The organism is Afipia sp. GW822-FHT03D08, assembly GCF_058801645.1.
The window spans coordinates 270946-297052 of sequence record NZ_JBXANK010000001.1 but is presented as its reverse complement, the minus strand read 5'-3'; the positions used below and the strand labels follow the sequence as shown (position 1 = coordinate 297052).

The following is a 26107-nucleotide window of genomic DNA, read 5'->3' as shown; positions in this document are numbered from 1 at the left end:
ATGGCGGTTCACCCCTGCCCTCAGCCTCGGGTCACCTTTAGCGGATTATAACGCGAATGGAAGCACCGAGATTTCGCATCAGGGTAACGTTGTTGATATTGCTGAACCTCGTTCCGGCCGGGCTAGATTCCGCTGCCGGGGGTGAAACAGAAGACGTCCGCGCTATACGCACGCTCCGGTCTGGGCGCGCAGAGGTGGCTGCGCCCATCGGGATTGTCCCGCTTCTGCTCGACTTTCTCCGGAGGAACGCGGAGCCACCTTCCGTCTTCACGGCGCCTGGCAAACCAGACGCCGTCTTCGCTGCGAGCTTCGGTCGGGTAGCAGTCGTGTTGACTGCAGCAGGATAGATGAGGGTTATCCGGCCTCATCCATGTCGAATAAAACTTCTCGTGGATTTGTTCGTCCTGCGGCGGGTGCTGATGTTGCGCAGATGCGCTGACGGCGCCGAACAAAAGTCCGGCAGTCATCAAGCCAACGATGCCGCGCCAAGTGATCACAAGCACCACTCCGGCCACGATCCCGGCACGACCCGGGACTCGGGAGACAGTCTATCACCGCAGCAGCCGGAGAAGAACGCAGATCCCAACCACGAGTGGCTCGCAGCCATCGTCAAGAAGGAATCCAGTCTTGAGAGGCACCGGCTGAACGAATTCTGTGCAGCGCCAAGCGAGGAAGAAGTCGCCGGTACTGGATATTTCGCAACTGCGTGAGCCGGTCACAGCCCGCCAAAGCCGCTCCCTTTCGGCATGCCGCCCTCCGCTCACCGGACAAAAACGCAAAGCAGCCTTCCGCGGCCGCCACCTACGGCAAATTGCGATTGAAACCGGAACAAAAATTGCCAACATTTATGGGATGTGAGACCACTTTGGATCGTTGGACATGCGTTCGATGGATCGATTGCTGCGGTTTTTCCTGGGCCAGTTCATCCGGCGTGGCTCAGTGACGTTTACGATGACAAGCGGGGCAACCTTCACCTGCGGCGATGGCGCCGGGAAGCCGGTCGCGGTGAGGTTTCTGACGAAGGAAGCCGAACGTCACCTGTTGCTCGACCCCGAACTTGCGCTGGGCGAAATCTACACCGACGGCGACTTCGTGGTCGAAACCGGGTCGATAACGGATCTGCTGGAAATCGTACTTGGTCAGCCGGATTTGGTGCCGCGCTGGTCCAGGTCCCGTTGGTGGCTTCGCTACCTGATCCGGCACTGGCAACAGTTCAATCCGCCCGCCCGCTCGAAACGCAACGTCGCCAGCCACTACGATCTCGACGGCCGGCTGTACCGGCTCTTCCTCGACGACATGCAATACAGTTGCGCCTACTTCGAGACGCCGGATTCAACGCTCGACGACGCACAGCTTGCCAAGAAGCGCCACCTCGCCGCCAAGCTGCTGGTCAAGCCTGGCCACCGCCTGCTCGACATCGGCTCCGGCTGGGGCGGACTCGGTCTTTATCTCGCGGAAATGACAGGAGCGCACGTCACCGGCGTCACCCTGTCCGAAGAGCAACTCGGCGTGTCCAACGCGCGCGCCAGTGAACTCAACCTGACCGACCGCGCGCAATTCCGCTTGCAGGATTATCGCGAGACGCCCGGCCCGTTCGACCGCATCGTGTCGGTCGGCATGTTCGAGCATGTCGGCGTCGACTACTACGAGACCTATTTCAAGCGTTGCGCGGAACTGCTCACCGACGACGGCGTGATGGTGCTGCATTCCATCGGCCGCCCGGAAGGGCCCGGCATTACCAACCCGTGGGTCGCAAAGTATATTTTCCCCGGCGGGTACATTCCCGCGCTGTCGGAAGTCCTGCCGGCGATCGAGCGGGCAGGATTATTGGTCGCCGACATCGAAATCCTGCGGCTGCATTATGCCGAAACGCTGAAAGCCTGGCGCGAGCGTTTCCTCGCCCGGCGCGAGGAAGCTGCGAAGCTTTACGACGAACGCTTTGTCCGGATGTGGGAATTCTATCTGGGTGCGTCCGAAATGTCGTTCCGCAAGCAGAATAGCATGGTGTTCCAGATTCAGCTCACCAGGAAGCAGGACGCGGTTCCGATCACGCGCGATTACATCGCCCGCGAGGAGGAGCGGCTGCGCGGTGTGGAGGCTAAGAAACGACCGGTATTGCGGCTGGCGGGAGAATAAACCGGCTGGCGCAGGCGCATAGGCCGGTCAAGCCTCACGCTGATGACAATCCAAGTTTCATTCGAAACAAGTTGTGTGAATCGTGCATAAGACCATATGGCGCTTTCACCCGGCCCTGCCGCGGTGCTTGATACGCGCCCCGTATTCGCCGAATTGGAAGCATACTCTCCCGCTATGGCCATTAGTGATTCGAACATTATCAAGCTCGCGCCGGAAGCCGGCACGCCGGCTTACCGGGTTGCGCCTCACAATATCGAGGCCGAACAGGGACTTCTCGGCGCCATCCTGGTCAACAACGACGCCTTTTACCGTGTCTCGGACTTCCTTGAGCCGAAGCACTTCTTCGAGCCGATTCATCAACTGTTTTTTGAGACCGCAGGCAGCCTGATCCGCGCCGGCAAGATCGCGACCCCGGTCACGCTGAAGACCTTCGTTCCAGCGGACACCGATCTCGGTGGCATGACGGTCGCGCAATACCTCGCCCGCCTCGCCGCCGAGGCGACGACCATCATCAACGCGCAGGATTACGGGCGCACCGTCTATGATCTGTCGATCCGGCGCGATCTCATTCGCGTCGGCGAGGACATGGTCAATGTCGCGTTCGATGCGCCGGTTGACTTCGCACCGCGCGCGCAGATCGAGGATGCGGAAAAGAAGCTCTACGAACTCGCCGAGTCCGGACGCTACGACGGCGGCTTCCAGAAATTCTCGCGGGCGCTGACGACCGCCGTGGACATGGCCGCCGCCGCCTACAGCCGCGACGGCAACCTGTCGGGCCTCGCCTCCGGCCTGCGCGACATGGACACCAAGATGGGCGGTCTTCAGCCGTCCGACCTGATCATCCTCGCCGGACGCCCCGCGATGGGCAAGACGGCGCTCGCGACCAACATCGCCTTCAACATCGCGCGCAACTGGCGCGGCGAAGTGCAGGCCGACGGTCAGATGAAATCGGTCGACGGTGGCATTGTCGGCTTCTTCTCGCTGGAAATGTCGGCGGAACAGCTCGCCACCCGTATTCTGTCCGAGCGTACCGGTATTTCATCAAGTTCGATCCGCCGTGGCGGCATCAGCGAGCGGGATTTCGAAAAGATTCGCGACCACTCCATCGAAATGCAGAACCTGCCATTCTATGTCGATGACAGCGGCGGCATCTCGATCTCGCAGCTCACCGCGCGGGCGCGGCGGCTGAAGCGGCAAAAAGGTCTCGATCTTCTGATCATCGACTACATCCAGCTCCTGTCCGGATCGGGAAAACGCTCCGACAACCGCGTGCAGGAAATCACCGAGATCACCACCGGCCTCAAGGCGCTGGCCAAGGAATTGAACGTCCCCATCATTGCGCTGTCGCAGTTGTCACGTCAGGTCGAAAACCGCGACGACAAACGCCCGCAGCTCGCGGACCTGCGTGAATCGGGATCGATCGAGCAGGACGCCGACGTGGTGCTGTTCGTGTATCGCGAGGAATACTATCTCCAGAGCAAGGAGCCGCGCCCCGGTACGCCCGAGCATGAAAAATGGATGCTCGACATGTCGCTGGTCCACGGCAAGGCCGAAGTCATCATCGGCAAACAGCGTCACGGCCCCACCGGCACCATCAACCTGCACTTCGACGCCAACGTCACGCGGTTCGGCGACCTTGCGCATGACGGCCAGGTGCCCGAACGATTTGGCTGATCGGACATACTTTCGCTCGCAAAGAGTATGCTAGGGTGCGGTTCAACTGTTGAATCACACTGCGAACCTCTGCCCGAGCCAATGCCTCCTGCTTCCGATCTCAAGACCGCCACATCTGGCACTGCTGCGAATACTGCGGACATGCGCATGCCTGCCGGCGCGACCGGCGTTCTGACCATCGACCTCGACGCCATCGTCGCCAACTGGCGCAAACTCGAAAGCCATGCGGTGCCTGCGGACTGCGCCGCCGTCGTGAAAGCCGACGCCTATGGCTGCGGCATCACACAGGTGACCCGTGCGCTGGCGCGCGCAGGATGCCGGACCTTCTTTGTCGCCACACTGGACGAGGCGCGCGCGGCGCGTGAAGTCACACCCACCTCTGCTATCTACGTGCTCGATGGATTTTTCCCGGGCTCAGGCGATCAGTTTGCGAAGATCGATTGCCGGCCGGTGATCGGCGACGCCACCGAACTCGCCGAGTGGGACGCGTTTCGCAAGACCAGCGGCTGGGAAGGTCAGGCAGCGATCCACATCGACACCGGCATGAACCGCCTCGGCTTCCGCGTCATGGAAGCGCAGGCGCTGCTGCCACGGATCAAGAACGGCAATCACGGCATCTCGCTGGTGATGAGCCACCTCACCAGCGCCGAGATGCTGCACGATCCGGCCAACGGACGACAGGTCGCGACATTTCGCGAAATCGCCTCGCAGTTCTCCGGCGTCCCCGCCTCGCTGGCCAATTCGTCCGGGATTTTTTTGGGACCCCAATTCCATTTCGATCTGGTACGTCCGGGCGCGGCACTCTACGGCGTCAATCCAACGCCGGAAGCCGATACGCCGATGCTGCCGGTGGTCGATCTCAAGGTACGCGTGGCGCAGGTCCGCAACATCGAGAAAGGCGAGCACGTCGGATATGGCGGCACCTGGACGGCGCGGCAGCCGACGCGGCTGGCGATCGTCACGGCAGGTTATGCCGACGGATATTTCCGTGCCGCAGGCAGCATCGATAACATGCGCAGCGCCGAAGTGATGGTCGCGGGTAAGCGTTGCCCGGTTGCCGGACGCATCTCGATGGACCTGATGGCCATCGATATCACCGCCGTGCCGCCCGGTGCGACCCGCCGCGGCGCGCTGGTATCGCTTCTCAACAATGAGATCACGGTGGATGAGCTTGCGCACCACTTCGGCACCATCGGCTACGAGGTGCTGACCAGCCTCGGCCGGCGCTACACCCGCGTCTACAAAGGTGGCGAGTAACGGCATGATCCCGAAAGGGGGCATGCCCAAATAAAAAGAAGGACAATCGCATGCCCGACGTCACCGAATTCAAACCCGGAAACTACAGGTTCATCGTTTCGCCAGGCGGGCCGTTCTCAAGCGGTGTCGCGGCGATGCCGGGATACGCGCTGCACCGGGTGCGCTTCGCGCGTCCGATCCCGATGGCTGACGGCTTCGCCTTCATCAAGGCGCATCTCGAACGCGAAGGCCGCCCCATCACTGCGCTGGCCGCCTGCGAACTGCGCTCGCCTGCCGCCATGACCGGCGAGCAGTTTCAGGCTTTCAACGCAGAGTATTTGAAGACCCTGCATCAGTGGGGGTGCAAGGCCGGCGACATCAATCCGCTGGCGCGCAGCAATCTTGCGCCGATCACGGAAGTGCCGAGCGAGGCGATGTTCTTCGCCTTCACCTACACCGTACCCGAAGCCGGATCCTCGGGCGATTTCCTGATTTCGGGCAAGCCCGAAATCCGCGATGGCGTGACCACCGACCGCATCGTCGGCGGCCGTGACGTGTCATTGAAGGGACTGGAAATCAAGGCACGCTTCGTCATGAACGCGATGCGTGAGCGCGTCGATGCGCTCGGCTGCAAGTGGGATGCGGTGACAGCCGCGCAGATCTACACGGTGCACGACGTTCGCCCGCTGCTCGATACGGTATTCGCCGAATACAGGGTGAGCCAGATCGGCCTCGCCTGGTATCCGGCGTGGCCACCCGTGATCGGCATGGAGTTCGAGGTGGACGTTCGCAACGTGCGCACCGAACTGGTGATCGACGCACGGTAAGAAAAAGCTGTCACCCTGAGGTGTGAGCCGCTTTTGCGGCGAACCTCGAAGGGCGACGGCGGGAACCGGTGCAACCGTCATCCGTCGAGGCTCGCAATAACTCGCACCTCAGGATGACGATGTCGCGCCCTACTTCGCGCTCCGCTTCTTTAGCACCATGTTGCCGATCAGCAGGAATTTCTGCGCGCGTTTTCCGTTGTCGACTTCGGTCGTGTAGATGTTGCCCTTGGAATCCAGCGCCAGATTGTGAATCCAGTGGAAGTCGCCGGCCATGCGGCCGTTGCGGCCGAAGCGCCCGACGATCTCCCCGCTTTCACGCACCAGCGTACGAACCTCGTTGTTGGCGCCATCCGCATTGATCAGAAAGGTCTGCCTGGGATCGTTCCAGATTTCGAGATCCCACACCGAGCCGTTCGCCAGCGTCTGCTTCTCGATAAACATCTCCTTTACGAAGCTGCCGTCCTTCCTGAACACCTGAATGCGGTTGTTCTGTCTGTCGCAGACATAGACAAGCCCGTCCTTCGCGATGCGCACGCAGTGCACCGGGTTGGCGAATTGCTGCGACGGCGGCGCGTCGGGATTGTACCCGCCCATCCGCTCATCCGTCGGCGGCTTGCCGTAGGCGCCCCACATCCGCTTGAACGCGCCGGTCTCGCTATCGAACACGATGACGCGGTGATTGTAGTAGCCGTCCGCGACATAGACCTCGTTCGCTGCGGTATCGACCGTCATATTGGCCGGACGTCCAAGGCGCGTGGTGTCCTTGCTGTCGGTCTGCGGACCGGACTTGCCGATCTGCATCACGAACTTGCCCTCCCGGGTGAATTTCAGGATCTGCCCGTCGGTCTCGCCATTTCCCGCGAGCCAGACAAAACCTTTGGCATCGATGAAGATGCCATGCTCGTTGGCCGGCCAGTCGTACCCCTCGCCCTTGCCGCCCCACGCCTTGACCAGATTTCCCTGCTGGTCGAACTCCATCACCGGCGGCGCGGGCATGCAGCACTTTGTGCGCGGCGGGTTGAAGCTTGCCGCCTTCTCGTCGTCGGTCAGCGTCCGCGGCCGCTGCACCACCCAGACATGATCCTGCGCATCGACGGCGACACCGGCGGCCTGCCCCATGATCCAGTTGTTGGGCAGCGGCTTCGGCCACTGTGCATCGACCTGAAATTTCGGTGCGTCGGCGGCATGAGCGGCGCTCGCGAGGACGAGGCCGGCAATGGCGGCGATCCATTTCATGACGTTTACTCCCCAGTGCCGGGTCGTGCCGGATCGGTCACGCGCGGTCATTGTTCTGATGGCGGCAGCATATGCCGGTGAAACGGTAACCGGCTATCAGCGCGGCGCGGACATGGGTTGACTTTTTAACGCTTTATGTGAACAAAAGAGGAACGCAAGATTCCCGTTGCTCCGACGCTGGCAGGCCCCTCCATGGCGAAAAACGCCCTCTCCTTCGTCTGTCAGAATTGCGGAGCCGCCTACAATAAATGGCAGGGCAAATGTGAATCCTGCGGTGAGTGGAATACGCTGTCTGAAGAAGACACGACCGGCGCCACGTCCATGCCCGCAAATTTGCGCCCCAAGCGCAAGGGCCGGCCGTTCGCGCTGGAAACCCTCACCGGTTCGAGTCCCGAAGCGCCCCGCCTGTCGTCCGGAATGGGTGAACTCGATCGCGTCACCGGCGGCGGCTTCGTCCGCGGCTCGGTGCTGCTGGTCGGCGGCGATCCCGGCATCGGAAAATCGACACTGCTGACCCAGGCCACCAGCCTGATGGCGCGCGCGGGACATCGCGTGGTCTACATCTCGGGTGAAGAGGCCGTCGCGCAGGTCCGTCTTCGCGCCGCGCGTCTCGGTCTCGCCGACGCCGCGGTGCAGCTGGCCGCGCAGACCTCCGTCGAAGACATCATCGCCACGCTGTCGGAAGGAACCCCGCCTCGCCTCGTGGTGATCGATTCGATCCAGACCATGTGGACCGACACCGTCGAATCCGCGCCCGGAACGGTGACGCAGGTCCGCGCATCGGCACAGGCACTGATCCGCTTCGCAAAGAAATCCGGCGCGGCCCTTATTCTGGTCGGTCACGTCACCAAGGACGGCCAGATCGCCGGCCCCCGTGTGGTCGAGCACATGGTCGATGCGGTGATGAGCTTCGAGGGCGAAGGCTCGCAGCAGTTCCGCATCCTGCGCGCGGTGAAGAACCGCTTCGGTCCTACCGACGAAATCGGTGTGTTCGAGATGACCGGTCTGGGCCTGCGCGAAGTCTCCAATCCATCCGAACTGTTCCTGTCCGAGCGCGATCTCGGCAGCCCCGGCACAGCCGTGTTCGCCGGTCTTGAAGGCACGCGCCCGGTGCTGGTCGAACTGCAGGCGCTGGTTGTGCCGACAACGCTCGGAACGCCGCGACGCGCGGTGGTGGGTTGGGAATCCAGCCGCCTTTCGATGGTGCTCGCGGTGCTGGAGGCGCATTGCGGGGTCAAGCTCTCCGGCTACGACGTCTACTTCAATGTCGCCGGCGGCCTGCGGATCAACGAGCCTGCGGCAGACATGGCGGCAGCAGCGGCGCTGGTGTCGTCGCTCGCCAACGCGCCGTTGCCGGTCGATGCGGTCTATTTCGGCGAAATCTCGCTGTCGGGTGCGGTTCGGCCGGTGGCCCAGACCTCGGCCCGGCTGAAGGAGGCCGCCAAGCTCGGCTTCGGCCGCGCCGTGCTGCCTGAAAATGCGCGCGGCGATACCGGCGGCGACGCCGGAATGTCGCTCAATACGGTGGGATCGCTGACCTCGCTGGTTGCGGACATTGCCGCGCGGGGCAGCAAAGCCACAGCCCGAGGGAAAACCGCAGCTTCAGGCTGAATCAAGCCTGTTGAGAACCAAAGGCGGCGTGACGCTGGCGTGACCGGCCGCTATATAGCCCGCGACGTTGCAACGGCTGCCGATTGCGCCCGCTACGGATCGTTAACCGCAACAGGCGATCCATAAGAGCGATGCAGTTTTGCCGTTGATGTCTGGGTTTTTGCGGGTTCCCGGCCCTTGCGGGACGTGCGATATGGCCGTCAGCTATCCGGACCTGAGACAACCCGATTCGGGGTTTTGAAACTGAAAGCGGATCTGACCAGCCGATGCCGATAACGCTTCTCGACATTATCGTTCTTGCCGTGATGCTGTTATCGGGCCTTCTGGCGATGATCCGCGGTTTCATGCGCGAGATTCTGTCGATCGCGGCCTGGGGCGCCGCAGCCCTGACCACGCTCTACGCCTATCAGAAGCTGCTGCCGACCGCGAAAACGTACTTCAACAACGAAACCGTCGCGGCGGTAGCCGTCGTAGCCGGCGTGTTCATCCTGACACTGATCGTGGTGTCGATCATCACGGTCCGCATCTCGGACATGATCCTCGATTCGCGGATCGGCGCGCTCGACCGCACCCTGGGCTTCCTGTTTGGCCTCGCTCGCGGCTTGTTGATCATGGTGGTGGCATTTTTGTTCTTCGCCTGGCTGGTGCCGGACAAACAACAGCCAGATTGGGTCCGTAACGCCAAGTCGCGGGTGATGTTGCAGGGAACAGGCGATTGGCTGATGGGCCTCTTGCCGGATGACCCCGAGAACACCATCTTGAAGAGGTTCAAGAAAAAGGGCGACGAGGAGCAGCAGACTGATGCAGCTCCCGAACCGCGCACAACGGCAACGGTGGGGAACGACGGCGGGTACGGGAAAACAGCCCGTGACGGCATGAAGCAGTTGATCGAAGGCAAAGCCGCAGGACGCTAGATTCAGTTCTAGTCCTGCCTCAGACAAGGGCGCGGTGGACCATATGAAAACCCCTTCCGGCGATCACTCCACTCCTCCCTCCAAATCCGACTACGACCTGGATGACGATCTGGACAAGGATCTGAACGGAGACACACTCCGCGAGGAGTGTGGCGTGTTCGGCATCTTCGGGCATCCCGAAGCCGCCGCCATCACTGCCCTCGGCCTTCACGCCCTTCAGCATCGCGGCCAGGAAGCCGCCGGCATCGTCACCTACGACGGCCACCGTTTTCATTCCGAACGCCGCCTCGGCCTCGTCGGCGACACCTTCTCCCGCGCCGAAGTGATCGAACGCCTTCCCGGCAATATGGCCGTCGGCCATGTCCGTTACTCTACCACCGGCGGCACCATTCTTCGCAACGTGCAGCCGCTGTTCGCCGAACTCAATGCAGGCGGCTTTGCCGTCGGCCACAACGGCAATCTCACCAACGGCCTGACGCTGCGGCGCGAACTCGTCCGCCATGGCGCGATGATGCAATCGACCACCGACACCGAGGTGATCCTGCATCTGGTCGCGCAATCGAAGCGCGGCCGTTTCATCGAGCGCTATATCGAAGCTCTTCGCGCCATCGAGGGCGCTTATGCGCTGGTGTCGCTGACCAACAAGAAGCTGATCGGCGCGCGGGATCCGCTCGGCATCCGCCCGCTGGTGCTCGGCGAACTCGACAACTGTCCGATCCTCGCCTCCGAGACCTGCGCGCTCGACATCATCGGCGCGAAATATGTCCGCGACATCGAGCCCGGCGAAGTCATCGTGTTCGACGAGAAGGGCACGGAGATCCACAAGCCGTTCCCGCCGCAGCCGCCCCGCCCCTGCATCTTCGAATACATCTATTTCTCGCGGCCCGACTCCATCGTCGGCGGCCGCTCGGTCTACGAAGTCCGCAAGGCCTTCGGCGCGCAGCTTGCGCGGGAAAGCCATGTCGACGTCGACGTGATCGTGCCGGTGCCGGATTCCGGCGTCCCCGCGGCCGTGGGCTATAGCCAGCATTCGGGGGTGCCGTTCGAGCTTGGCATCATCCGCAACCACTATGTCGGCCGCACCTTCATTCAGCCGACGCAGAGCGTGCGTGAGCTTGGCGTGCGCATGAAGCACGCGCCCAACCGCGCCGCCATCGAAGGCAAGCGCATCATCCTGATCGACGATTCGCTGGTGCGCGGCACCACCTCCAAGAAGATCGTGCGCATGATGCGCGACGCCGGCGCGAAGGAAGTTCATTTCCGCCTCGCCTCGCCGCCGATCGTCAATCCGGACTACTACGGCATCGATCTGCCGGACCGTGGCGGACTTCTGGCGGCGACACATACGCTCGAGGAAATGCGGCAGATCATCGGCGCGGACTCGCTGGCGTTCCTGTCGATCGACGGCATGTACCGCGCCATGGGCGAGCCGGCGCGCGATCCGGCCAATCCGAAGTTCGCGGATCACTGCTTCACCGGCGCGTACCCGACGCACCTTACCGACCAGACACAGGTCGAACAGCCGCAGCATCAGCTCTCGCTGCTGGCGGAGGCGAGCTGATCATAGGCTATACGGCGGATGCGTCGGTTCAGGGGGTCTGCGTCCGCGCGAGCCACACCGTCAGCCCTCCGCAATCCTGATCCTCAATGACATGCTGCACGGTTGAAAAGCCGTGCGCGGCAAGTAGCGCCTCATATTCCGCCGGATCGAGACTGGCGTGATAGAGCGGCTCGCCCTGATACGTGCCGATCGCCTCGCCTGCCCGCGGCCCGCTGGTGAACATCAGCGCTGCGCCGGGATCAGCGTGATCCTTAAAAATCCTGAACATCGCGCGCTGATCCTCCGGCGTCAGATGGAAGAAGCTGTTCCAGGCCACAACGCCGCCGAAGCGTCTCGACAGAGAAACCTCGCGCATGTCGCCCGCGATCCACGTCTCACCTGGAAAGCGCGAGCGGCACAGGCCGATCAGCGTCGGCGATGAATCGACACCCGTCACGCGATGCCCGGACTCGATCAAATAGCGCGCGACCGGCTCACCCGATCCGCAACCCAGATCGAGCACGTCCGCACCGTCGGGCATGACATTTCTGAAACGCTCGAACCATACACGCTCGACCAGCCGCTTGCCGCGATCCCGGTCGAACGCTGCGGCATGACGCTCGTACAGCGCGCCGATCTGTTGCGACGACGGGTGCCAGCCGGGCGCCTGAAGTGTCCGCGACATGAAGCGGGCGTCGTCGCCATAGCTGCGCAGCTTGGACACCAGCAGCGGGTCGTGCACCGCTTTAAATCCCTGCCGTTGCCAGAAGCCTGCGGAGCCGTTGACCGCGATCAGCGACATGCTGGAGTGGCCGCTGGCAGCGGCATGGTCCGCGAGCGACGCAACAATCCTTGCTCCGGCACCGGTGCCCTGCGCCTCCGGCGCCAGCGCGAGATCGTGGATGTAGAATGTGGAGGGCTGGAACGGCAGCGCCCCAAGCAATGCATTCAGCGGCGGTGGTTCCAGATGCCGCCAAGGATGACTGACGATATAGGCGACGAGGCCGCACTCGCCCTCCAGCACGCGGCAACCTTCAGGATAGAGTCGCAGCCGTTCGGCAAAGACTGCGTCATCCTCCGGATAGTCCGGATGAATGCGGGCGGCCAGCTTGTTGACCAGGGGCAGATCGGCGATCGACATGGCCCGCCACCGGTGTCCGGCGGCGGCTGGGGAGTTCGGGGTCATGCCGGACCTGTAGCACGGTTCGGAACGGCCTTCCTCCCTGACATCTCCCCGCCCTGCGGGGAGAAGCCGGATCGCCATAACGATCGGATGAGGGGCAAGTCCGGCATGGGTTTATTCATGCGCGGCATTATGCAATAGCAGGCCCCTCACCCGGCGTGCCGCCGACGCGGCATGCCACCCTCTCCCCGCAAGCGGGGCGCGGGAAAAATCGGGCTTTCCCTATGACCAAACCTCTCGCCTCCCGCTTCGCTCTTGTCACCGGCGCATCGCGCGGCATCGGCTACGCCACGGCGCGCGCACTGGCGCGGGCCGGCGCCCATGTCATCGCGGTTGCGCGCACCCAAGGCGGTCTCGAAGAACTCGACGACGCCATTCGCGCCGATGGCGGCAACGCCACGCTGGTCCCGCTCGACATGACCGATCTCGATGGCATCGCCCGGCTCGGCGCGGCGCTCAATGAGCGCCACGGCAAGCTCGACATTCTGATCGGCAACGCGGGTGTCGCGGGAACGTCCTCGCCGCTCGGTCACACCGATCCAAAATTCTGGGACAGCATGTTCGCGGTCAACACCACCGCGAATTTCCAGTTGATCCGCTGCATGGAGCCGCTGCTGCAAAAATCCGATGCAGGCCGCGCGGTGTTCATCACCTCCGGCATTGCCCACAAGGCCACTGCCTATATGGGCCCCTACGCGGCGTCGAAGGCCGCCCTCGACGCCCTCGTGCGCGTCTGGGCGAACGAGACCGCGACCACGCCGATCCGCGTCAATCTGTTCAGCCCCGGTCCGATCCGCACCCGCATGCGCGCCACCGTGATGCCTGGCGAAGACCCGATGACTCTCGACACGCCTGAACAGGCGGCGGAGTTCATCGTGCCGATGTGCGCGCCCTCGTGGCTTGAGACCGGAAAATTCTTCGACTATCCGTCGAAGACGCTGAAGAGTTTCCGCACGCCGGTGGAGTAACGTCCGCCACAAGGCCGCGCGGTTGACACTCCTCACGTCCCCCTGTTCAATTTGCGCAAGCCCGCACAAAGAGGCTGGCGCATATTTGAGGGGAAACGGAATGGCATTGAAAATTGCAGCCGCGATTGCTGCTCTCGCGCTCATGGGGACATCTGCATTTGCAGGCGATCCGAGCGGAACATGGCTGCGCGACAGCGGCGCGTCAAAGGTCAAGATCGGCCCATGCGGCGGCGGCGCGTATTGCGGATCGCTCGTCTGGCTCAAGCCGGGCGTCGAGACGCCTGCCAAGGTTGGCCAGCGGATCTTCTACGACATGAAGCCGGACGGCACCGATGCGTGGAAGGGCTCGGCGTTCAATCCGGAAGACGGCAAGACCTATTCCGGCAAGATGTCGCTCTCGGGCGGCACGCTGACGACGGCAGGCTGCGCCATGGGCGGGATGATCTGCAAGTCCTCGACCTGGACGCGGGCGAACTAAACGCGAGTGAGAAGCGCTCCATCTTCCACATCACGGAGGATCGCATGGACGCAACCGACAAACTGTTCTCGGGATCAATTCCCGAGATTTACGACAGATTGTTTGTTCCTCTCATTTTCCAGCCTTACGCAGACGACCTCGCCGGGCGGATCGCAAGAACCGATCCGGCGAGTGTGCTGGAAACCGCTGCCGGAACGGGTGTCCTGACGCGAGCGATGGTGTCGCGGCTTCCCGCCACGACCCGAATCGTCGCGACCGACCTCAATCAGCCGATGCTAGATCATGCCCTGGCAAAGCAGCCTCAGGCTGATCGGATGACAGGTCAGGTTACCTGGCGGCAGGCCGACGCGCTCGCCCTGCCGTTCGGTAATCAGGAATTTGACGTCGTTGCCTGCCAGTTCGGCGCGATGTTCTTTCCTGACAAGATCAAGGGCTTCAGCGAGGCCCGCCGCGTCCTGAAGCCGGGCGGCCATTTCTTCTTCAATGTATGGGACCGGATCGGCAACAACGAATTCGCCGATATCGTGACTGCGTCATTGGCGACGCTGTTTCCGCAAGACCCGCCCATGTTCATGGCCCGCACTCCGCACGGCTACCATGATGTTGCGCGAATACGCGATGAACTGACCGCCGCGGGTTTCTCGGTCATTTCCGCTGAAACCGTCGACCACAGAAGCAAGGCCGCATCACCTCGCGACGTTGCCGTTGCCTATTGTCAGGGAACGCCCCTCCAAAACGAGATCGCGGCGCGCGATGCATCGCTGCTTGAAAAGGCGACGGAGGTCGCCGCCGATGCCCTTGCCCGCCGGTTTGGAGAAGGGCCGGTGGACGGCCTGATCCGGGCGCATGTCATTACCGCCAAGAATTAACAAGCATCACCTAACGTGTCGTCGGCTCAGCGGACGAACGACATCATGCGCCGGATCATGTAGTCGACATTGCCATAGTGATGGTGACGGCGGCTGTGTGCGCGGCGCGGCGTATCCTCGTCGTTGCGGGCGATAGCGTTCTCATTCACAGCGCTCATCTGCTTCGGGCCGATGGCGTCGAAGCTCGCCTTCTGCTCGTCGTTGAGCGATCCGTAGAAGCTGTCCAGAGGAGTACGGACGGTCTTCACCGCTTGCAGCATGGTGTCGAGCCGCTTGCCGACAGCCGCGAGCCGCGCCGGCGGCGTGTTCGCATTCTCTGACTGGCAGGACGACTTCAACATGTCCGATGCCTTGGCCGCGGCGCTCTGAAGAGCTTCCAGCCCTTTACGCTGATCGTCGCTCGGCTTCACCGCCTGGTCGATCATCGACCCCGGCCAATCGGTCACACCGGGCTGCGACACGTCACAGCTCGGTTGCGCCGCATTCGCGCTCTGTAACGCTCGCGCAGGCCGTTGCCGCTGCGCGAGGGCGTTGAACTTCGCTTTCTGCTCGTCGTTCAGAAGTCCGTAAAACTTCTCAAGCGGCGGCTGCACGGTTTTCACCGCGGTGATCATCGCCTCGATGCGCTGCTGCATGACCGCGAGACGTCGCGGAGCCGTCAGCGCAATGTCTGTCGGGCACGCAGCCTTGATGTCCTGCCCTGCCTTCAGCGAGGCGTTGGCAAGATCGTCGAGCGCCGCGCGCTGGGCTGCGTCGGGCTGAAGCGCCTTCTGGATCGCGTCGATCGGCAGCCCGGCGATGTCGCGGCTGTCCTCGCCGCACATTTGCGTCAGACTCACGCGATCGTTCGGATCGGCCGACGCAAACGACTCCCGGCCTCTCCCGCTCCGGGCAGCATAGCCCGGCAGATAACCGGAATAGCCGATCAGATCGTCGTAGCCGTAAGGCGCGAAGATGCCCGCATAAATGTCGGGATATCCATAGTCCCAGAATGCTGCGTCGTAGTCGTAGCCCCACAGCGAGTAACCGTAGATGTCGTAGAAGGCGAACGGCCAGAACACCGGTCCGACCCATCCGAATCCGCCGTGGCGATGACGCCACCAGCCGTTGTGGTTATGCCAGCCTGCCGTCGCGAGGCGCGTTGTCACGAGCGCGCGGGTCGCCGGGTTGCGCAGAGCGTTCGCATTGCGCAGGGCCCGGTTGACCGGACGGGCGTGGAATGCATTCCGCACCGCGTTTGCATTGCGTGTGTTACGAACGTTCAGCGCTCTTGTGCTCGAGGTCCCCATTGCGTTGCGAGCAACGGAGCCGCGAGACGAGTTGAACCGCGCGCTGCGATTGAATTGCCGATTATGAATGGCGTAGGACCGTCCGCCCCGGTAACTCGGCCTTGAGAATGAGCGGGAGACATGCGGCCGGCCGTAGAAAGCGTGCCCTCCACCCATCCGGAATCCGCTCCCGCGAAACGCGGCGCCACCACCGCGAAAACCTCCGCCATGGAACCCGCCGCCTCGAAAACCGCCTCCACCGCCATGGAAGCCGCCGCCTCCTCCGCCGTGCCCTCCGCCTCTTGCCGAGGCGGCGTCATAAGCCGCGATAAAGAACAGCGCGCCGAAAACCAGCGCAAGGAGCGAAATGAACTTAGGCCTGCCGATCGACATGGCACCCTCCGCTACAACGGACCGCAGGAGCCGCACGCGCGGGTCCCACCAGGGCAAAGCCTGAATCAATTCATTGAGTGACAAATTGTTCCGGTTGCCCGGGCGTCAAGACTTCCGCTTGGCTTTATGTGCGAACGGGTTGTCCTTCTCGCGCAGCGTGATGCGGATCGGCGTGCCGGGCAGATCGAAGGCGCCGCGCATGCTGTTCACCAAGTAGCGCAGATAGGATTCCGGGATCGCGTCCGCGCGCGAACAGAACACCACGAAGCTCGGCGGGCGCGCCTTGGCCTGCGTAATGTAATTGAGCTTGAGCCGCCTGCCCGACACCGCTGGCGGCGGATTGTTCTGAACCGCCTGCTCGAACCAGCGATTGAGCGATGCGGTCGAGATGCGCCGGTTCCAGACACCATAGGCGTCCTCGATGGCGCTCATCAGCCGGTCGATGCCCTCGCCCATCATGCCGGACACCGCGACCACCGGCATGCCCTTCACCTGCGGCAGAAGGTGATCGGCATCTTCCCGCAGCCTGGCGATCTGGCTCGGCGCGCGCTCCATCAGGTCCCATTTGTTGACCGCGATCACGATGGCGCGGCCTTCACGCTCGATCAGATCGGCGAGCCGCAGATCCTGCTCCTCGAACTTGTTCTGCGCGTCCATCATCAGCACGACGACTTCCGCGAAACGCACCGCGCGCAGCGCGTCCGAGACGGAGAGCTTTTCCAGCTTGTCCTCGATACGCGAGCGCCGCCGCAGGCCTGCGGTGTCGAACACGCGAAACTCGCGGCCCTTCCACATCACGTCGACAGCGATGGAATCGCGCGTCGTTCCGGCTTCGGGGCTGGTCAGCAGCCGTTCCTCGCCGAGCAGACGGTTGATCAGCGTGGATTTGCCGGCGTTGGGGCGGCCGAGCACTGCGACACGGATCGGGCGCGTCGACAGATTTTCATCCTCGCCATCGACATTCTCGAACGACTCCGGATCGTGCTCTTCATCGTCTCTCTCGACCGGCTCAGGCATCAGCACGCGCAGCGCGTCGTAGAGGTCGCTGAGACCTTCGCCGTGTTCAGCGGAAATCGGAATCGGATCGCCGAGCCCGAGCGCGTAGGATTCCATCGCGCCCGCCTCGCCGTGCTTGCCCTCGCTCTTGTTGGCAACCAGCACCACCGGCTTGTTGGCGCGGCGCGCGAAGTCCGCGAAGGCGCGGTCGGTCGGGGTCAGTCCCGCGCGCGCGTCGATCACGAACATCAGCGCGTCGGCGGCGGCGATTGCCGCCTCGGTCTGCTCCTGCATGCGCGCGGTCAGCGAGCCCTTCGGGCCTTCATCGAGGCCGGCGGTATCGATCAGCGTGAATTCGAGATCGCCGAGGCGTCCGTCGCCCTCGCGGCGGTCGCGCGTCACGCCCGGCTGGTCGTCGACAAGCGCAAGCTTCTGTCCAACCAGCCGGTTGAACAGGGTCGACTTGCCGACATTGGGGCGGCCGATAATGGCGATGGCAAAAGACATGGGTGATCCGTTCGCCCTTTACGGACCTCGTGTCAATAAAGGGGCGCGTTGAAAGCCTAAATCAGCGCGCAAAGCCCCCGCTTGGCAGCGGCGCGGGGAAAGAGGCCGGGGCTTGCTGCTGGGGCGCGGCCTGCGGCGGCGGTGCGGCCTGCTGTTGCCGTTGCGGCGCAGGCGCGGCGGGCTCAGCATCCGGCTCCGGCGCCGTGATGCGGGTCCGCTTGGGCTTCTTCATCTTCGGTGCGGGCGCGCTGGCATCGTCGACCGGCGTCGGGAACGGCTCGGCCTCGCGGGCTGCGGACTTGCTCGATTTGGCCTTCGGCTCCGGCGCAGGCGGCGGTGTCTCGGCAACCGGCGGCGCATCCTGGCGGGCAGCGCCCTTGTACATGTCCCGAGGCACGCCCTGCTCGACGCCCGGCACACCCTCAGGGAAAACCGGCCGGCGCTCGCCGGGCAGCTTCTTCTTGGTGTCGAACATATCCATCAGATCGGTCGGGTCGAAATTGCCGCTGGAACAGCCGGCAAGGGCAAGCGACATCGCAGCAAGGACAGTGGCGGCAATCAGGCGTTGCGAGCGGTGCATCGATGTCTCGTTCAGCTTTTCGCGGCGGGCGGCAGCAAGGCCTGCAAAGCCTCTGCACGGCTGCGCATACTGGCTGGCGTGCGCGCATCGTTGCCGATCATGTCGAGCCATTGACGGGCAGCAACGGCATCGTTGGTGCGATAGGCGGAAAGGGCCAGCAACTCGCGGGCGGTGTGCCGATAGGTCCGGCCCTCGCCGGTCGCGGGTTCAAGGCGCTGGCGCATGGCCGCATAGGGTTCGGTTTCCATCATCAGCCCGGCAGCGCGAATGCGCGCAAGATCCTGTTCCGAGGCGGAGACGCTCGGGTCGGCCGCGATGGCGTCGTAAAGCTTGGCAGCGGCCTGCGGGTTGGCGGCTGCGGCGTCCGCGGCGGCGCGCAGCCGCGCCAGCACGCGATAACCCTTGGAGCCGTCGGACGCGATCTTGGCGAAGGCGGCCTCGGCCTCGCTCTTCTTGCCCTGCTCGGACAGCGCAATCGCAGCTTCGAAAGCGGCCCCGGCCTCGGCGGCCTTCTTGGCCTCGAGATACTGGTAGCCGCGCCAGCCGCCAACACCGGCGACAATCAGAATCGCTGCCGCAATGACGAAGATCGAGTACCGCTCCCAGAGCTTCTTGATCTGCTCCCGGCGCAAGTCCTCGTCTATTTCATTAAATATTTCAGACACTTAATTGTCCCGCCCGACATGGTATGAAAGAGATATGATCCCGCCATCGGCCACGCAGCCCGCGCGGCTCCCCCGATGTGATGGCGGCGATACAGTACCGGTATGGCGACCGCAAGGCAAAGTGAGCCGGATCAAAGCGTTAACCTGTCTCAAAGCCCAGGACCGCCGGTATCGTTGCTTTACCCCGACCGGCTGCTACAACCCGCCGCAGCAGGAGAAACCATGACCCACAGCTTTTCGATCAACGACGACGTCCATCATCAGAGTCAGGGGCCCCAGGGCCGCGCCGAGAAAATCCGGTCGAACGTCTACACGATCATTGGCTGCATGCCGATCGAGGCAGATGGCCGCGTGCGATACCGCATCCGGAGCAAGACCGAAAACATCGAGCGGATCGTGACCGAAGAGCAGCTCAGCCGTTCGCAGTGAGCGCCTCCACGCGACGGCGCTATGCCGTCGCGCTTTCCACCGGATCAGCTTCGCTGCGCCCTCGCCTTAGATCGGACGGCGTGCAGCCGTAGCGCCGGCGGAAGACACGGTTGAAATAGGAAATATCGTTGAAGCCGCATTTCAGCGCGATGGCGCTGATGGACTGCGCGCGGTTGTCGGGATCGAGCAGCATCCGCGAAACATATTCGAGTCGGGTTTCGAGAACGAAGGCCGTGAACCTCGTTCTTTCGCCAGCGAACAGCTTCCTGACATAGCTCGACGAAATGCCCTGATGCGCAGCAATGTCCGCCAGACACAGCGCGGGATTATCAATCTCTGAAACGATAAACGCCTTGATCGCGCCCAATCGCGAACTGCGCATCGCAAAAGAATAGCCATCCATGAAATCCATCCACCCTTGGGGCGAATGCCCGCCCAAGGGTGTGTCGCTGGATAGACACAGCCGGTTCAAATCGGAGTGCGGGTAGCGTTTAGTCCAAGGATGTGCCGCGCAGTCCAAGACTCGCGTTCTCTGCGCTCCTAGCTTCGCGCCACGATGATTTGCGCCGTCGAACCGGGTCTGTTCGCTGACAATGAACGCAGCCCCGGACGGCTGGGCAGATGAATTCATTCAGATCATACGGAGAAATTTATGAGAAAGCTTTTTGCGGCCGCAGCGTTGATTGCAGTGACGTCGGCATCGGCATCAGCGGCCGATCTCGGACCGCGTTACACCAAGGCGCCAGTCATGGCGCCGGTGTGGAGCTGGACCGGCTTCTATATCGGCGGTCATGTCGGCGGCGGCTGGAGCGATGGCGACGCGACCGCGACTGTCTCGGGATTCGGTCCCTTTGACACCGCCAGACTGGGCGGCAACGGCAGTGGCGTCGTTGGCGGCGGCCAGATCGGCTACAACTGGCAATTCGCGCCGAACTGGGTGCTCGGCATCGAAGGCGACATTTCCGGAACGGGAATTCGCAAGTCGAGCGCAGCACCCATCACGCTCGGCGGAGGGCCGATAGGCGCAGCGTTTACGCACGAGGCTGATCGCAACATTGACTGGATGGCAAGCGTACGCGGCCGGTTCGGCTATGCCGCGGATCGCTGGCTTGTGTATGTAACAGGCGGCGCGGCCTGGGCTGATATCAACTACCGCACCAACCTCACCGGGTTCGGACTTTTCAATTCCGGCAACTTCAACACGACCAAATCGGGCTGGACTGTCGGCGGCGGCGCTGAATATGCATTTGCCAACAACTGGACCGCGCGGCTCGAATATCTCTATTACGATTTCGGCTCGGAGGCGGTGTCGAACGTGTCGGTTGTGGCCCCACCTCTCGCGTACAACACCACTTTCAGCACAAAGGTGAATGTCGTCCGCGCAGGCGTGAACTACAAGTTCTGAGTCCTTGGTGGCGCGGCCTCACGGTTGCGCCATCAATTCTCTTCTCCAGTTTCGAAACTCAGGCCCGGTGCACTGCGCCGGGCTTTTTCATTTCGTTCGCGATGCACGCGCTATCGCGCGCGAATTGCACGAAAACGCATTTCAAAATAAGGCACTTACGCCAGTACCACTGACCTAACCTCTTCAAATTGCTGTCGGAACGTGACTTGCAGGTGACAGTCATCGGCTGCTTTTTGTGATGGTATTTTCTCAAGGGCATTTCCGGCTCGACTGCCAAACTCAGACATTTTTTTGGGGAGTGCATCATGCGGAAATTTCTTGCGACGGCGGCCGTCATGGCCTGCACAATCAGCAGTACATCGTTCTTCACAATAGGCAGCGCATATGCCGCGGACATGGCTCCGCGGTACAAGGCTCCGCCTCCAATCATTGCTCCTGTCTGGAGCTGGACCGGCTTCTATGCCGGTCTTCATGCTGGCGGCGGCTGGAGTGACTCATCCATCACTCAGAGAAACGACCTCTTCCCGGGATTTGATACGGCCTCATTCGGCAACGGCAACCAGGCCGGTGTCGTGGGCGGTGGTCAGGTTGGATATAACTGGCAGTTCGCGCCCAACTGGCTGCTCGGCATCGAAGGCGATATTTCGGGCACCGGGATCCGCAATAACAATACCCGTCCAATCACCACGGGCGGCGCTCCGATCGGACCCTTCGGCTTCAACCATGTTGCGGATCAGAACGTCAACTGGCTAGCCAGCATCCGTGGCCGGCTCGGCTGGGTGTGGGATCGCTGGCTGATCTACGGCACCGGCGGCGGCGCCTTTGGCGGCGTGGACTATCGCACTGACTACACCGGCTTCGCAGTGAACAACCCTCTCACAACAAGCAGGACCCTGTCTGGATGGGTTGCAGGTGGCGGCGTGGAATACGCGGTTGCCAACAACTGGACGGTGAGAGCTGAATATCTCTACTACGATCTCGGAAACGAGACGGTTATCAACCCGACGTCGACTCCAGGTTCCAATCTCGTGACCACATACGAGAACAGATTCCATGTCGTTCGCGCAGCCGTGAACTACAAGTTCTGAACGGTGAGTGGCGCGGCCTGGGCCGCGCCACCGATCTGTTTTCTCCAGTTCAAAAACTCAAGCCCGGCGCAATCCGCCGGGCTTCTTGTCGAACAACTATTTCGCGTGTGTCAGGCCTTCGGCTTGATGCCGTAGACGTGCTCCGGCCCCGGAAACGCGCGTGAACGCACGTCCTTTGCGTAATCCTGAATCGCGGCCTCAATGCCGGGTCCAAGATTACCGTAACGCTTGACGAACTTCGGCACCCACGGCGACAGGCCGAGCATGTCTTCAAGCACCAGCACCTGACCGTCGCACGCATTGCTCGCGCCGATGCCGATGGTCGGAATCGAAACGATCTCGGTGATGCGGCGTGCGAGCGGCTCGGCCACGGCTTCCACGACCATCGAGAATGCACCGGCCTGCGCCACCGCGCGCGCGTCATCCTGAAACGGACCGCTGCCGTTTTCGCCTGCCGCAATCTTGATCGCCTCGTCCTTGCCTTGCGACTTGAAGCTGCCAAGCGTGTTGATCGACTGCGGCGTGAGGCCGATATGGCCCATCACCGGGATGCCGCGCGTGGTGAGAAACTCGATGGTCTCGGCCATGCGCACACCGCCTTCCATCTTCACGGCGCCGCAATGGGTTTCCTTCAGAACACGCGCCGCGGAATGAAACGCCTGTTCCTTCGAGGCCTCATACGATCCGAACGGCATGTCCACCACGACGAGAGCCTCTTTCGAGCCGCGCATCACCGCACGGCCTTGAAGGATCATCATGTCGAGCGTGACTGGCACCGTCGTCTCGAATCCGTGCATCACGTTGCCGAGCGAGTCGCCGACAAGAATGACGTCGCAATAGCGGTCGACCAGCGCCGCAGTATGCGCGTGATACGACGTCAGCATCACGATCGGATCGCCGCCCTTGCGCTTGAGAATATCGGGCGCGGTCTTGCGCTTCACCGCTGTCTGCACGGACATGTCTTAAGCTCCAATCACGGGGACGCCGATTACGAGAGGATGGAATGCGAAGGCGAGCGCGGCATAGACCACGACACCAACCGCGACCGCGATCAGATCGTTGGCCACGCCGCCGACAGGAATCGGTGGTGCGCCGGAATCTTCGCGGCGCTTGAGCGAAATGCGGTCATAGACTGCCCATGCCAGAATCGAGCCGAACAGGATGATCGACCCGAGATCGCCATTAGCAAGAAGATGAAGCAGCGCCCACAGCTTCACGCCGGCCAGCATCGGATGCTTCACCGTGGTGTAGATGCGGCCGCGGATGTAGGACGCGACAACGAGAACGACTGCGGGCAGCATCAGCGCCAGCACGAGATGGCGCAGCGCGACCGGTGGATACCAGACGTTGATCCAGCCCGTGGCGCGATAAATGCTGAAGCCCCACACGATCAGCGCGAGCCCTGCGAACGACACCAGTACGTAGAGAATCTTGTAACCGCTCTCGCCGAGCCGCGCGATCATCCTGGCGCGCGGACCACGCATCGTGGTCAGTGTATGGACACCGAGGAACAGCAACAATCCGGCGATCAGGATCAACAAGCCCATTTGGCGCCCCACCCTCTCGATCTGCCCGCAGCGGTTTTCAGCTCCGCCTTACGGCACATTCCACCCCGCGGAAGACCCTGTTAATGTCCGTCCGCACTGTGCCCCGGTATCACTTTTGGGGTGCGGCGCGCAATGCTGCTTCGGCATCGCAACCCTGCTCCAAACTCTTCCCGGCCCTATGAAATCCCTTGCAATCGCCGCACTCGCGCTGGCTCTCGCGGCGCCCCCCTTGACTGCCCATGCGGCAGAGCCGGCCTGGCCGCCGAAAATCGTGAAAATCATCGTGCCCTATGCGCCTGGCTCGACGCCCGATCTGGTTGGGCGGATTGTCGCCGACGACCTTCAGGCACGCCATCCGGGCGCAAGTTTCATTGTCGAGAACAAGCCGGGCGCCGGCGGCAATATCGGCACAGACGCCGTCGCCAAGGCTGAGCCCGACGGCGCGACACTCGGCATCAGTCTCGGCGGACCGCTCGCCATCAACACGCTGCTGTTCTCGAAGCTGCCTTACGACCCCGCCAAGGACATCGCGCCGGTGACGATGCTCACCTCGCTGCCGAGTGTGCTCGTTGTGCCCACCAGCCTGAACGTCAATTCGGTGGCCGAATTTCTGGCGATGCTCAAACGCAAGGGAACGCCGCTCGCCTTCGGCTCGATCGGCGCGGGATCGCTGTCCCATCTGACCATGGAAGCGATCGCACAGCGTGCAGGCGCCACCATGGTGCATATCCCCTATGGCGGATCGCCGCAGGCAGTCACCGCCGTGATCCGCGGCGACGTGCAGGCCGCATGCCTGCCCGCCATCGCGGTGACGCCGCAACTCGCGGCCGGTCAGGTCAAAATCCTCGCGGTCGCGACCGCGCAGCGCTCGCGCTTTCTGCCCGACGTCCCGACACTCAAGGAAAGCGGCATCGACGTCGAATCCGATGCGTGGAATGCGCTGATCGCGCCTGCCGGCACTCCGCCCGCCTTCGTCGCGCAGATCAATGACGAGGTGAATGATATCCTGACCAAACCGAGCGTGCGCGAGCGGCTGGAAACGCAGTTGATGGAGCCGGTTCCATCCACACCGGGCGCCTTGCGCGCGCGGATGGACGCCGAGATCAGGCTGTGGTCCGATGTCATCAAGCGCGGCGACATCAGGATCAACTAGGAATAATCTGCTCTTCGCGAAATTCCAGTACTTGCAAAATCCATCCAATCTACTGCCGCGTCATACGCGGGCTTGACCCGCGTATCCATCTCTTCGAAAAATGGATCTTGAAGATGGATTGCCGGGTCAAGCCCGGCAATGACAACCTGAAGGCGAACGACGTCGCAGGCAAAACAAGAAAATCCGGAAAGGAAGAAACGCCATGAACGCCCCCGCCACCGTCGCCTTCGAGCGCAGCCACGACATCGTCATCAATGCGCCCGCGAAGGCGGTGTTCGACTACGTGACCAATCCGCAGTCATGGCCGGAATGGCTGGCAGCCTCGCACCACATCGACAGCGAGAACCGTCCGCTGGACACCGGCGAACTGTTTCACGAGAAATGGCACATCCGCTCGGGCGAAGTGTCGCTGAACTGGATCGTGCGCGCCTGTGTCAGCCCGAAGCTGTGGATCGTGCAGGCCGAGACCGATTTCATCGGCCCCATCGTGGTTCAGTACACCTGCGAGGATGTCGCGGGCGGCACCAAGTTCACCCGCACCCTGCGCAACCCCGCGCGCAAAAAGCCGCCGACCGACGAGCAGATCGCCAACATGGATGCGGAAGCGGCTGTGGGCCTCGCAAATATCAAGGCGAATGTGGAGAAGCGAGCGCGCTGACCGATCAGCGCGTGACGGACGCAGTAAAATATTGACCCACACCAGATCGCTGGCCGGCAGATTCAAGGTTGCGGCGGGCTGTCCGGCTTGAGCGTGCGGTTGTCGACGAAACGTATCATGATTGGCCGCCCCGCAATGGCGCTGCCGAGCCCTTTGGTCAGTGATAACGGCGCACAGTTTCCGAGCGACGCATTGATCGCGCCGAGATAGATGTCGCGGGTTTGCACGGAAGCGCCGGGCGTGAAATAGGTCACCCGCGGCGGCGCGATCAGGCCGCCGTCGCGCCTGAACGAGAATTTCACCGACATCTGCATCCCCGGCTGCGCCTCTTTTTCTGGCGGCGGCATCCAGCATGAGCGAAGCGCTGCGAACAGATCGCCGATAGTATCGAGATCGTGATCAGGCTTGACGTACTTCGGCGCGTCCTTGTCGTCCGGCTTGCTCAACACAGTGACTTGCAGGTTCTGCCCATAGGGATAATCGATCTCCGGAATGCATGGGCCGTTATTGAACGTGCTGCAGAAATAGGGTGTGCATGGTCCCTCGCCGAGCACGCTGCATGGCGAATGTGAAAACGGCGTCGGGTTCATCTCGCGCAGTGACTGGGCGAAAGACGGCGTGGCGGTGGCCACGGCCCCGAGAACGAAAAGAATGCAAAATGGTATGCGCCGCAGCATGGAACGGCCTGTCTGTCCCGGCAACGGAACCAGACGTATGCTGTCTTCGTATGGAATCAACCGCAGTTG

Annotated in this window: 28 protein-coding genes; 18 read left to right on the top strand and 10 right to left on the bottom strand. The window is 62.5% G+C overall.

The features are described from left to right. The first annotated feature begins 389 nt into the window (after positions 1–389). From AC1RM7_RS01380 to cnbZ, 5 genes are all read left to right on the top strand, one after another. Positions 390–710 (top strand): hypothetical protein, encoded by a 321-nt coding sequence (locus tag AC1RM7_RS01380; protein WP_024920042.1) that lies wholly within the window; start codon positions 390–392, stop codon positions 708–710. A 169-nt stretch (positions 711–879) separates the two neighbouring features. Next, positions 880–2136 carry a cyclopropane fatty acid synthase gene (locus AC1RM7_RS01375; protein ID WP_492838347.1) on the top strand — a complete coding sequence of 419 codons (1257 nt, stop codon included), beginning with the start codon at positions 880–882 and terminating at the stop codon, positions 2134–2136. Between the two features lie 174 nt (positions 2137–2310). Then, complete coding sequence (locus AC1RM7_RS01370) at positions 2311–3810, top strand: replicative DNA helicase (protein ID WP_024920044.1); 1500 nt, start codon at positions 2311–2313, stop codon at positions 3808–3810. Between the two features lie 81 nt (positions 3811–3891). Then, positions 3892–5067, top strand: a complete 1176-nt coding sequence (gene alr / locus AC1RM7_RS01365) for an alanine racemase (RefSeq protein WP_024920045.1) — start codon at positions 3892–3894, stop codon at positions 5065–5067. A 50-nt stretch (positions 5068–5117) separates the two neighbouring features. Further along, positions 5118–5873, top strand: coding sequence for a 2-amino-5-chloromuconate deaminase CnbZ (gene cnbZ, locus AC1RM7_RS01360; protein WP_024920046.1), 756 nt, complete (start codon positions 5118–5120; stop codon positions 5871–5873). A gap of 129 nt (positions 5874–6002) precedes the next feature. Here the strand turns inward: cnbZ and AC1RM7_RS01355 are convergent, their stop codons facing one another. Beyond that, the gene (locus AC1RM7_RS01355) at positions 6003–7109 is read right to left on the bottom strand and encodes an NHL repeat-containing protein (RefSeq protein ID WP_024920047.1); all 1107 of its coding nucleotides are present in this window, start codon (positions 7107–7109) and stop codon (positions 6003–6005) included. Between AC1RM7_RS01355 and AC1RM7_RS01350 the strand changes: the two genes are divergently transcribed. The 4 genes from AC1RM7_RS01350 to purF all read left to right on the top strand — a co-directional run bounded on the left by AC1RM7_RS01350 (position 7108) and on the right by purF (position 11195). Continuing rightward, a complete protein-coding gene (locus AC1RM7_RS01350; protein ID WP_275451140.1) occupies positions 7108–7230 on the top strand; it encodes a hypothetical protein in 123 nt (40 codons plus the stop codon). The genes AC1RM7_RS01355 and AC1RM7_RS01350 overlap by 2 nt on opposite strands. 71 nt (positions 7231–7301) lie before the next feature. Next, entirely contained in the window at positions 7302–8720 is a 1419-nt protein-coding gene (gene radA / locus AC1RM7_RS01345; protein ID WP_024920048.1) for a DNA repair protein RadA, read from the top strand. 266 nt (positions 8721–8986) lie between these two features. Then, positions 8987–9634, top strand: coding sequence for a CvpA family protein (locus AC1RM7_RS01340; protein WP_006020256.1), 648 nt, complete (start codon positions 8987–8989; stop codon positions 9632–9634). 43 nt (positions 9635–9677) lie between these two features. After that, positions 9678–11195 carry an amidophosphoribosyltransferase gene (purF, locus tag AC1RM7_RS01335; protein ID WP_006020255.1) on the top strand — a complete coding sequence of 506 codons (1518 nt, stop codon included), beginning with the start codon at positions 9678–9680 and terminating at the stop codon, positions 11193–11195. 28 nt (positions 11196–11223) lie between these two features. Here purF and AC1RM7_RS01330 read toward each other — a convergent pair whose 3' ends face one another. Continuing rightward, complete coding sequence (locus AC1RM7_RS01330) at positions 11224–12360, bottom strand: GNAT family N-acetyltransferase (protein WP_492943870.1); 1137 nt, start codon at positions 12358–12360, stop codon at positions 11224–11226. A 221-nt stretch (positions 12361–12581) separates the two neighbouring features. Here AC1RM7_RS01330 and AC1RM7_RS01325 point away from each other — a divergent pair, with 221 nt between their 5' ends. The 3 genes from AC1RM7_RS01325 to AC1RM7_RS01315 all read left to right on the top strand — a co-directional run bounded on the left by AC1RM7_RS01325 (position 12582) and on the right by AC1RM7_RS01315 (position 14672). Further along, positions 12582–13325: an SDR family NAD(P)-dependent oxidoreductase gene (locus tag AC1RM7_RS01325; protein ID WP_024920050.1), complete on the top strand. Its 744-nt coding sequence runs from the start codon at positions 12582–12584 to the stop codon at positions 13323–13325. Positions 13326–13425: 100 nt separating this feature from the next. Then, complete coding sequence (locus AC1RM7_RS01320) at positions 13426–13803, top strand: DUF2147 domain-containing protein (RefSeq protein WP_024920051.1); 378 nt, start codon at positions 13426–13428, stop codon at positions 13801–13803. Between the two features lie 44 nt (positions 13804–13847). Continuing rightward, positions 13848–14672: a class I SAM-dependent methyltransferase gene (locus AC1RM7_RS01315; RefSeq protein ID WP_024920052.1), complete on the top strand. Its 825-nt coding sequence runs from the start codon at positions 13848–13850 to the stop codon at positions 14670–14672. Positions 14673–14698: 26 nt separating this feature from the next. Here AC1RM7_RS01315 and AC1RM7_RS01310 read toward each other — a convergent pair whose 3' ends face one another. Beyond that, positions 14699–15904 (bottom strand): Spy/CpxP family protein refolding chaperone, encoded by a 1206-nt coding sequence (locus AC1RM7_RS01310; protein ID WP_492838341.1) that lies wholly within the window; start codon positions 15902–15904, stop codon positions 14699–14701. Between the two features lie 177 nt (positions 15905–16081). Here AC1RM7_RS01310 and AC1RM7_RS01305 point away from each other — a divergent pair, with 177 nt between their 5' ends. Beyond that, positions 16082–16414 carry a hypothetical protein gene (locus tag AC1RM7_RS01305; protein WP_244434495.1) on the top strand — a complete coding sequence of 111 codons (333 nt, stop codon included), beginning with the start codon at positions 16082–16084 and terminating at the stop codon, positions 16412–16414. Between the two features lie 24 nt (positions 16415–16438). Here AC1RM7_RS01305 and der read toward each other — a convergent pair whose 3' ends face one another. The 3 genes from der to AC1RM7_RS01290 form a co-directional block, all read right to left on the bottom strand. Further along, positions 16439–17836: a ribosome biogenesis GTPase Der gene (gene der / locus AC1RM7_RS01300; RefSeq protein ID WP_024920054.1), complete on the bottom strand. Its 1398-nt coding sequence runs from the start codon at positions 17834–17836 to the stop codon at positions 16439–16441. 61 nt (positions 17837–17897) lie between these two features. Further along, on the bottom strand, positions 17898–18416 hold the full coding sequence (locus tag AC1RM7_RS01295) for a hypothetical protein (RefSeq protein ID WP_024920055.1): 519 nt from the start codon (positions 18414–18416) through the stop codon (positions 17898–17900). 11 nt (positions 18417–18427) lie between these two features. Beyond that, positions 18428–19081: a tetratricopeptide repeat protein gene (locus AC1RM7_RS01290; protein WP_024920056.1), complete on the bottom strand. Its 654-nt coding sequence runs from the start codon at positions 19079–19081 to the stop codon at positions 18428–18430. A gap of 222 nt (positions 19082–19303) precedes the next feature. Between AC1RM7_RS01290 and AC1RM7_RS01285 the strand changes: the two genes are divergently transcribed. Then, positions 19304–19510: a hypothetical protein gene (locus AC1RM7_RS01285; RefSeq protein WP_006020246.1), complete on the top strand. Its 207-nt coding sequence runs from the start codon at positions 19304–19306 to the stop codon at positions 19508–19510. Positions 19511–19529: 19 nt separating this feature from the next. Here the strand turns inward: AC1RM7_RS01285 and AC1RM7_RS01280 are convergent, their stop codons facing one another. Next, positions 19530–20141, bottom strand: a complete 612-nt coding sequence (locus AC1RM7_RS01280) for a helix-turn-helix transcriptional regulator (RefSeq protein ID WP_244434496.1) — start codon at positions 20139–20141, stop codon at positions 19530–19532. A 21-nt stretch (positions 20142–20162) separates the two neighbouring features. Between AC1RM7_RS01280 and AC1RM7_RS01275 the strand changes: the two genes are divergently transcribed. Both AC1RM7_RS01275 and AC1RM7_RS01270 read left to right on the top strand, forming a co-directional pair. After that, a complete protein-coding gene (locus AC1RM7_RS01275) occupies positions 20163–20915 on the top strand; it encodes an outer membrane protein (RefSeq protein WP_024920058.1) in 753 nt (250 codons plus the stop codon). A 305-nt stretch (positions 20916–21220) separates the two neighbouring features. Further along, complete coding sequence (locus AC1RM7_RS01270; protein ID WP_024920060.1) at positions 21221–22003, top strand: outer membrane protein; 783 nt, start codon at positions 21221–21223, stop codon at positions 22001–22003. 110 nt (positions 22004–22113) lie between these two features. On the opposite strand, the gene panB is transcribed toward AC1RM7_RS01270, so the two are convergent. Together panB and AC1RM7_RS01260 are read right to left on the bottom strand one after the other, a co-directional pair. Beyond that, entirely contained in the window at positions 22114–22962 is an 849-nt protein-coding gene (panB, locus tag AC1RM7_RS01265) for a 3-methyl-2-oxobutanoate hydroxymethyltransferase (RefSeq protein WP_006020242.1), read from the bottom strand. Positions 22963–22965: 3 nt separating this feature from the next. Beyond that, positions 22966–23550 (bottom strand): NnrU family protein, encoded by a 585-nt coding sequence (locus AC1RM7_RS01260; RefSeq protein WP_024920061.1) that lies wholly within the window; start codon positions 23548–23550, stop codon positions 22966–22968. Positions 23551–23728: 178 nt separating this feature from the next. Here AC1RM7_RS01260 and AC1RM7_RS01255 point away from each other — a divergent pair, with 178 nt between their 5' ends. Both AC1RM7_RS01255 and AC1RM7_RS01250 read left to right on the top strand, forming a co-directional pair. Beyond that, on the top strand, positions 23729–24703 hold the full coding sequence (locus tag AC1RM7_RS01255) for a Bug family tripartite tricarboxylate transporter substrate binding protein (RefSeq protein WP_024920062.1): 975 nt from the start codon (positions 23729–23731) through the stop codon (positions 24701–24703). Positions 24704–24905: 202 nt separating this feature from the next. Next, positions 24906–25361, top strand: a complete 456-nt coding sequence (locus tag AC1RM7_RS01250) for an SRPBCC family protein (RefSeq protein ID WP_006020238.1) — start codon at positions 24906–24908, stop codon at positions 25359–25361. Between the two features lie 62 nt (positions 25362–25423). Here the strand turns inward: AC1RM7_RS01250 and AC1RM7_RS01245 are convergent, their stop codons facing one another. Beyond that, positions 25424–26038 carry a UCP034077 family protein gene (locus AC1RM7_RS01245; RefSeq protein ID WP_024920063.1) on the bottom strand — a complete coding sequence of 205 codons (615 nt, stop codon included), beginning with the start codon at positions 26036–26038 and terminating at the stop codon, positions 25424–25426. Positions 26039–26107 lie beyond the last annotated feature (69 nt).

What these genes read in the sequence shown, in the direction of transcription:
- AC1RM7_RS01325 (WP_024920050.1), top strand. Translation starts at nt 12,582, where the DNA reads ATGACCAAACCTCTCGCCTCCCGCTTCGCTCTTGTCACCGGCGCATCG.
- purF (WP_006020255.1), top strand. Translation starts at nt 9,678, where the DNA reads ATGAAAACCCCTTCCGGCGATCACTCCACTCCTCCCTCCAAATCCGAC.
- AC1RM7_RS01245 (WP_024920063.1), bottom strand. Translation starts at nt 26,038, where the DNA reads ATGCTGCGGCGCATACCATTTTGCATTCTTTTCGTTCTCGGGGCCGTG.
- AC1RM7_RS01260 (WP_024920061.1), bottom strand. Translation starts at nt 23,550, where the DNA reads ATGGGCTTGTTGATCCTGATCGCCGGATTGTTGCTGTTCCTCGGTGTC.
- AC1RM7_RS01340 (WP_006020256.1), top strand. Translation starts at nt 8,987, where the DNA reads ATGCCGATAACGCTTCTCGACATTATCGTTCTTGCCGTGATGCTGTTA.
- AC1RM7_RS01370 (WP_024920044.1), top strand. Translation starts at nt 2,311, where the DNA reads ATGGCCATTAGTGATTCGAACATTATCAAGCTCGCGCCGGAAGCCGGC.
- AC1RM7_RS01305 (WP_244434495.1), top strand. Translation starts at nt 16,082, where the DNA reads ATGCGGCCGGCCGTAGAAAGCGTGCCCTCCACCCATCCGGAATCCGCT.
- AC1RM7_RS01320 (WP_024920051.1), top strand. Translation starts at nt 13,426, where the DNA reads ATGGCATTGAAAATTGCAGCCGCGATTGCTGCTCTCGCGCTCATGGGG.
- cnbZ (WP_024920046.1), top strand. Translation starts at nt 5,118, where the DNA reads ATGCCCGACGTCACCGAATTCAAACCCGGAAACTACAGGTTCATCGTT.
- AC1RM7_RS01270 (WP_024920060.1), top strand. Translation starts at nt 21,221, where the DNA reads ATGCGGAAATTTCTTGCGACGGCGGCCGTCATGGCCTGCACAATCAGC.
- alr (WP_024920045.1), top strand. Translation starts at nt 3,892, where the DNA reads ATGCCTCCTGCTTCCGATCTCAAGACCGCCACATCTGGCACTGCTGCG.
- AC1RM7_RS01375 (WP_492838347.1), top strand. Translation starts at nt 880, where the DNA reads ATGCGTTCGATGGATCGATTGCTGCGGTTTTTCCTGGGCCAGTTCATC.
- AC1RM7_RS01355 (WP_024920047.1), bottom strand. Translation starts at nt 7,109, where the DNA reads ATGAAATGGATCGCCGCCATTGCCGGCCTCGTCCTCGCGAGCGCCGCT.
- AC1RM7_RS01295 (WP_024920055.1), bottom strand. Translation starts at nt 18,416, where the DNA reads ATGCACCGCTCGCAACGCCTGATTGCCGCCACTGTCCTTGCTGCGATG.
- AC1RM7_RS01315 (WP_024920052.1), top strand. Translation starts at nt 13,848, where the DNA reads ATGGACGCAACCGACAAACTGTTCTCGGGATCAATTCCCGAGATTTAC.
- der (WP_024920054.1), bottom strand. Translation starts at nt 17,836, where the DNA reads ATGTCTTTTGCCATCGCCATTATCGGCCGCCCCAATGTCGGCAAGTCG.
- AC1RM7_RS01330 (WP_492943870.1), bottom strand. Translation starts at nt 12,360, where the DNA reads ATGACCCCGAACTCCCCAGCCGCCGCCGGACACCGGTGGCGGGCCATG.
- AC1RM7_RS01250 (WP_006020238.1), top strand. Translation starts at nt 24,906, where the DNA reads ATGAACGCCCCCGCCACCGTCGCCTTCGAGCGCAGCCACGACATCGTC.
- AC1RM7_RS01280 (WP_244434496.1), bottom strand. Translation starts at nt 20,141, where the DNA reads ATGAATTCATCTGCCCAGCCGTCCGGGGCTGCGTTCATTGTCAGCGAA.
- AC1RM7_RS01275 (WP_024920058.1), top strand. Translation starts at nt 20,163, where the DNA reads ATGAGAAAGCTTTTTGCGGCCGCAGCGTTGATTGCAGTGACGTCGGCA.
- AC1RM7_RS01255 (WP_024920062.1), top strand. Translation starts at nt 23,729, where the DNA reads ATGAAATCCCTTGCAATCGCCGCACTCGCGCTGGCTCTCGCGGCGCCC.
- AC1RM7_RS01350 (WP_275451140.1), top strand. Translation starts at nt 7,108, where the DNA reads ATGACGTTTACTCCCCAGTGCCGGGTCGTGCCGGATCGGTCACGCGCG.
- AC1RM7_RS01285 (WP_006020246.1), top strand. Translation starts at nt 19,304, where the DNA reads ATGACCCACAGCTTTTCGATCAACGACGACGTCCATCATCAGAGTCAG.
- panB (WP_006020242.1), bottom strand. Translation starts at nt 22,962, where the DNA reads ATGTCCGTGCAGACAGCGGTGAAGCGCAAGACCGCGCCCGATATTCTC.
- radA (WP_024920048.1), top strand. Translation starts at nt 7,302, where the DNA reads ATGGCGAAAAACGCCCTCTCCTTCGTCTGTCAGAATTGCGGAGCCGCC.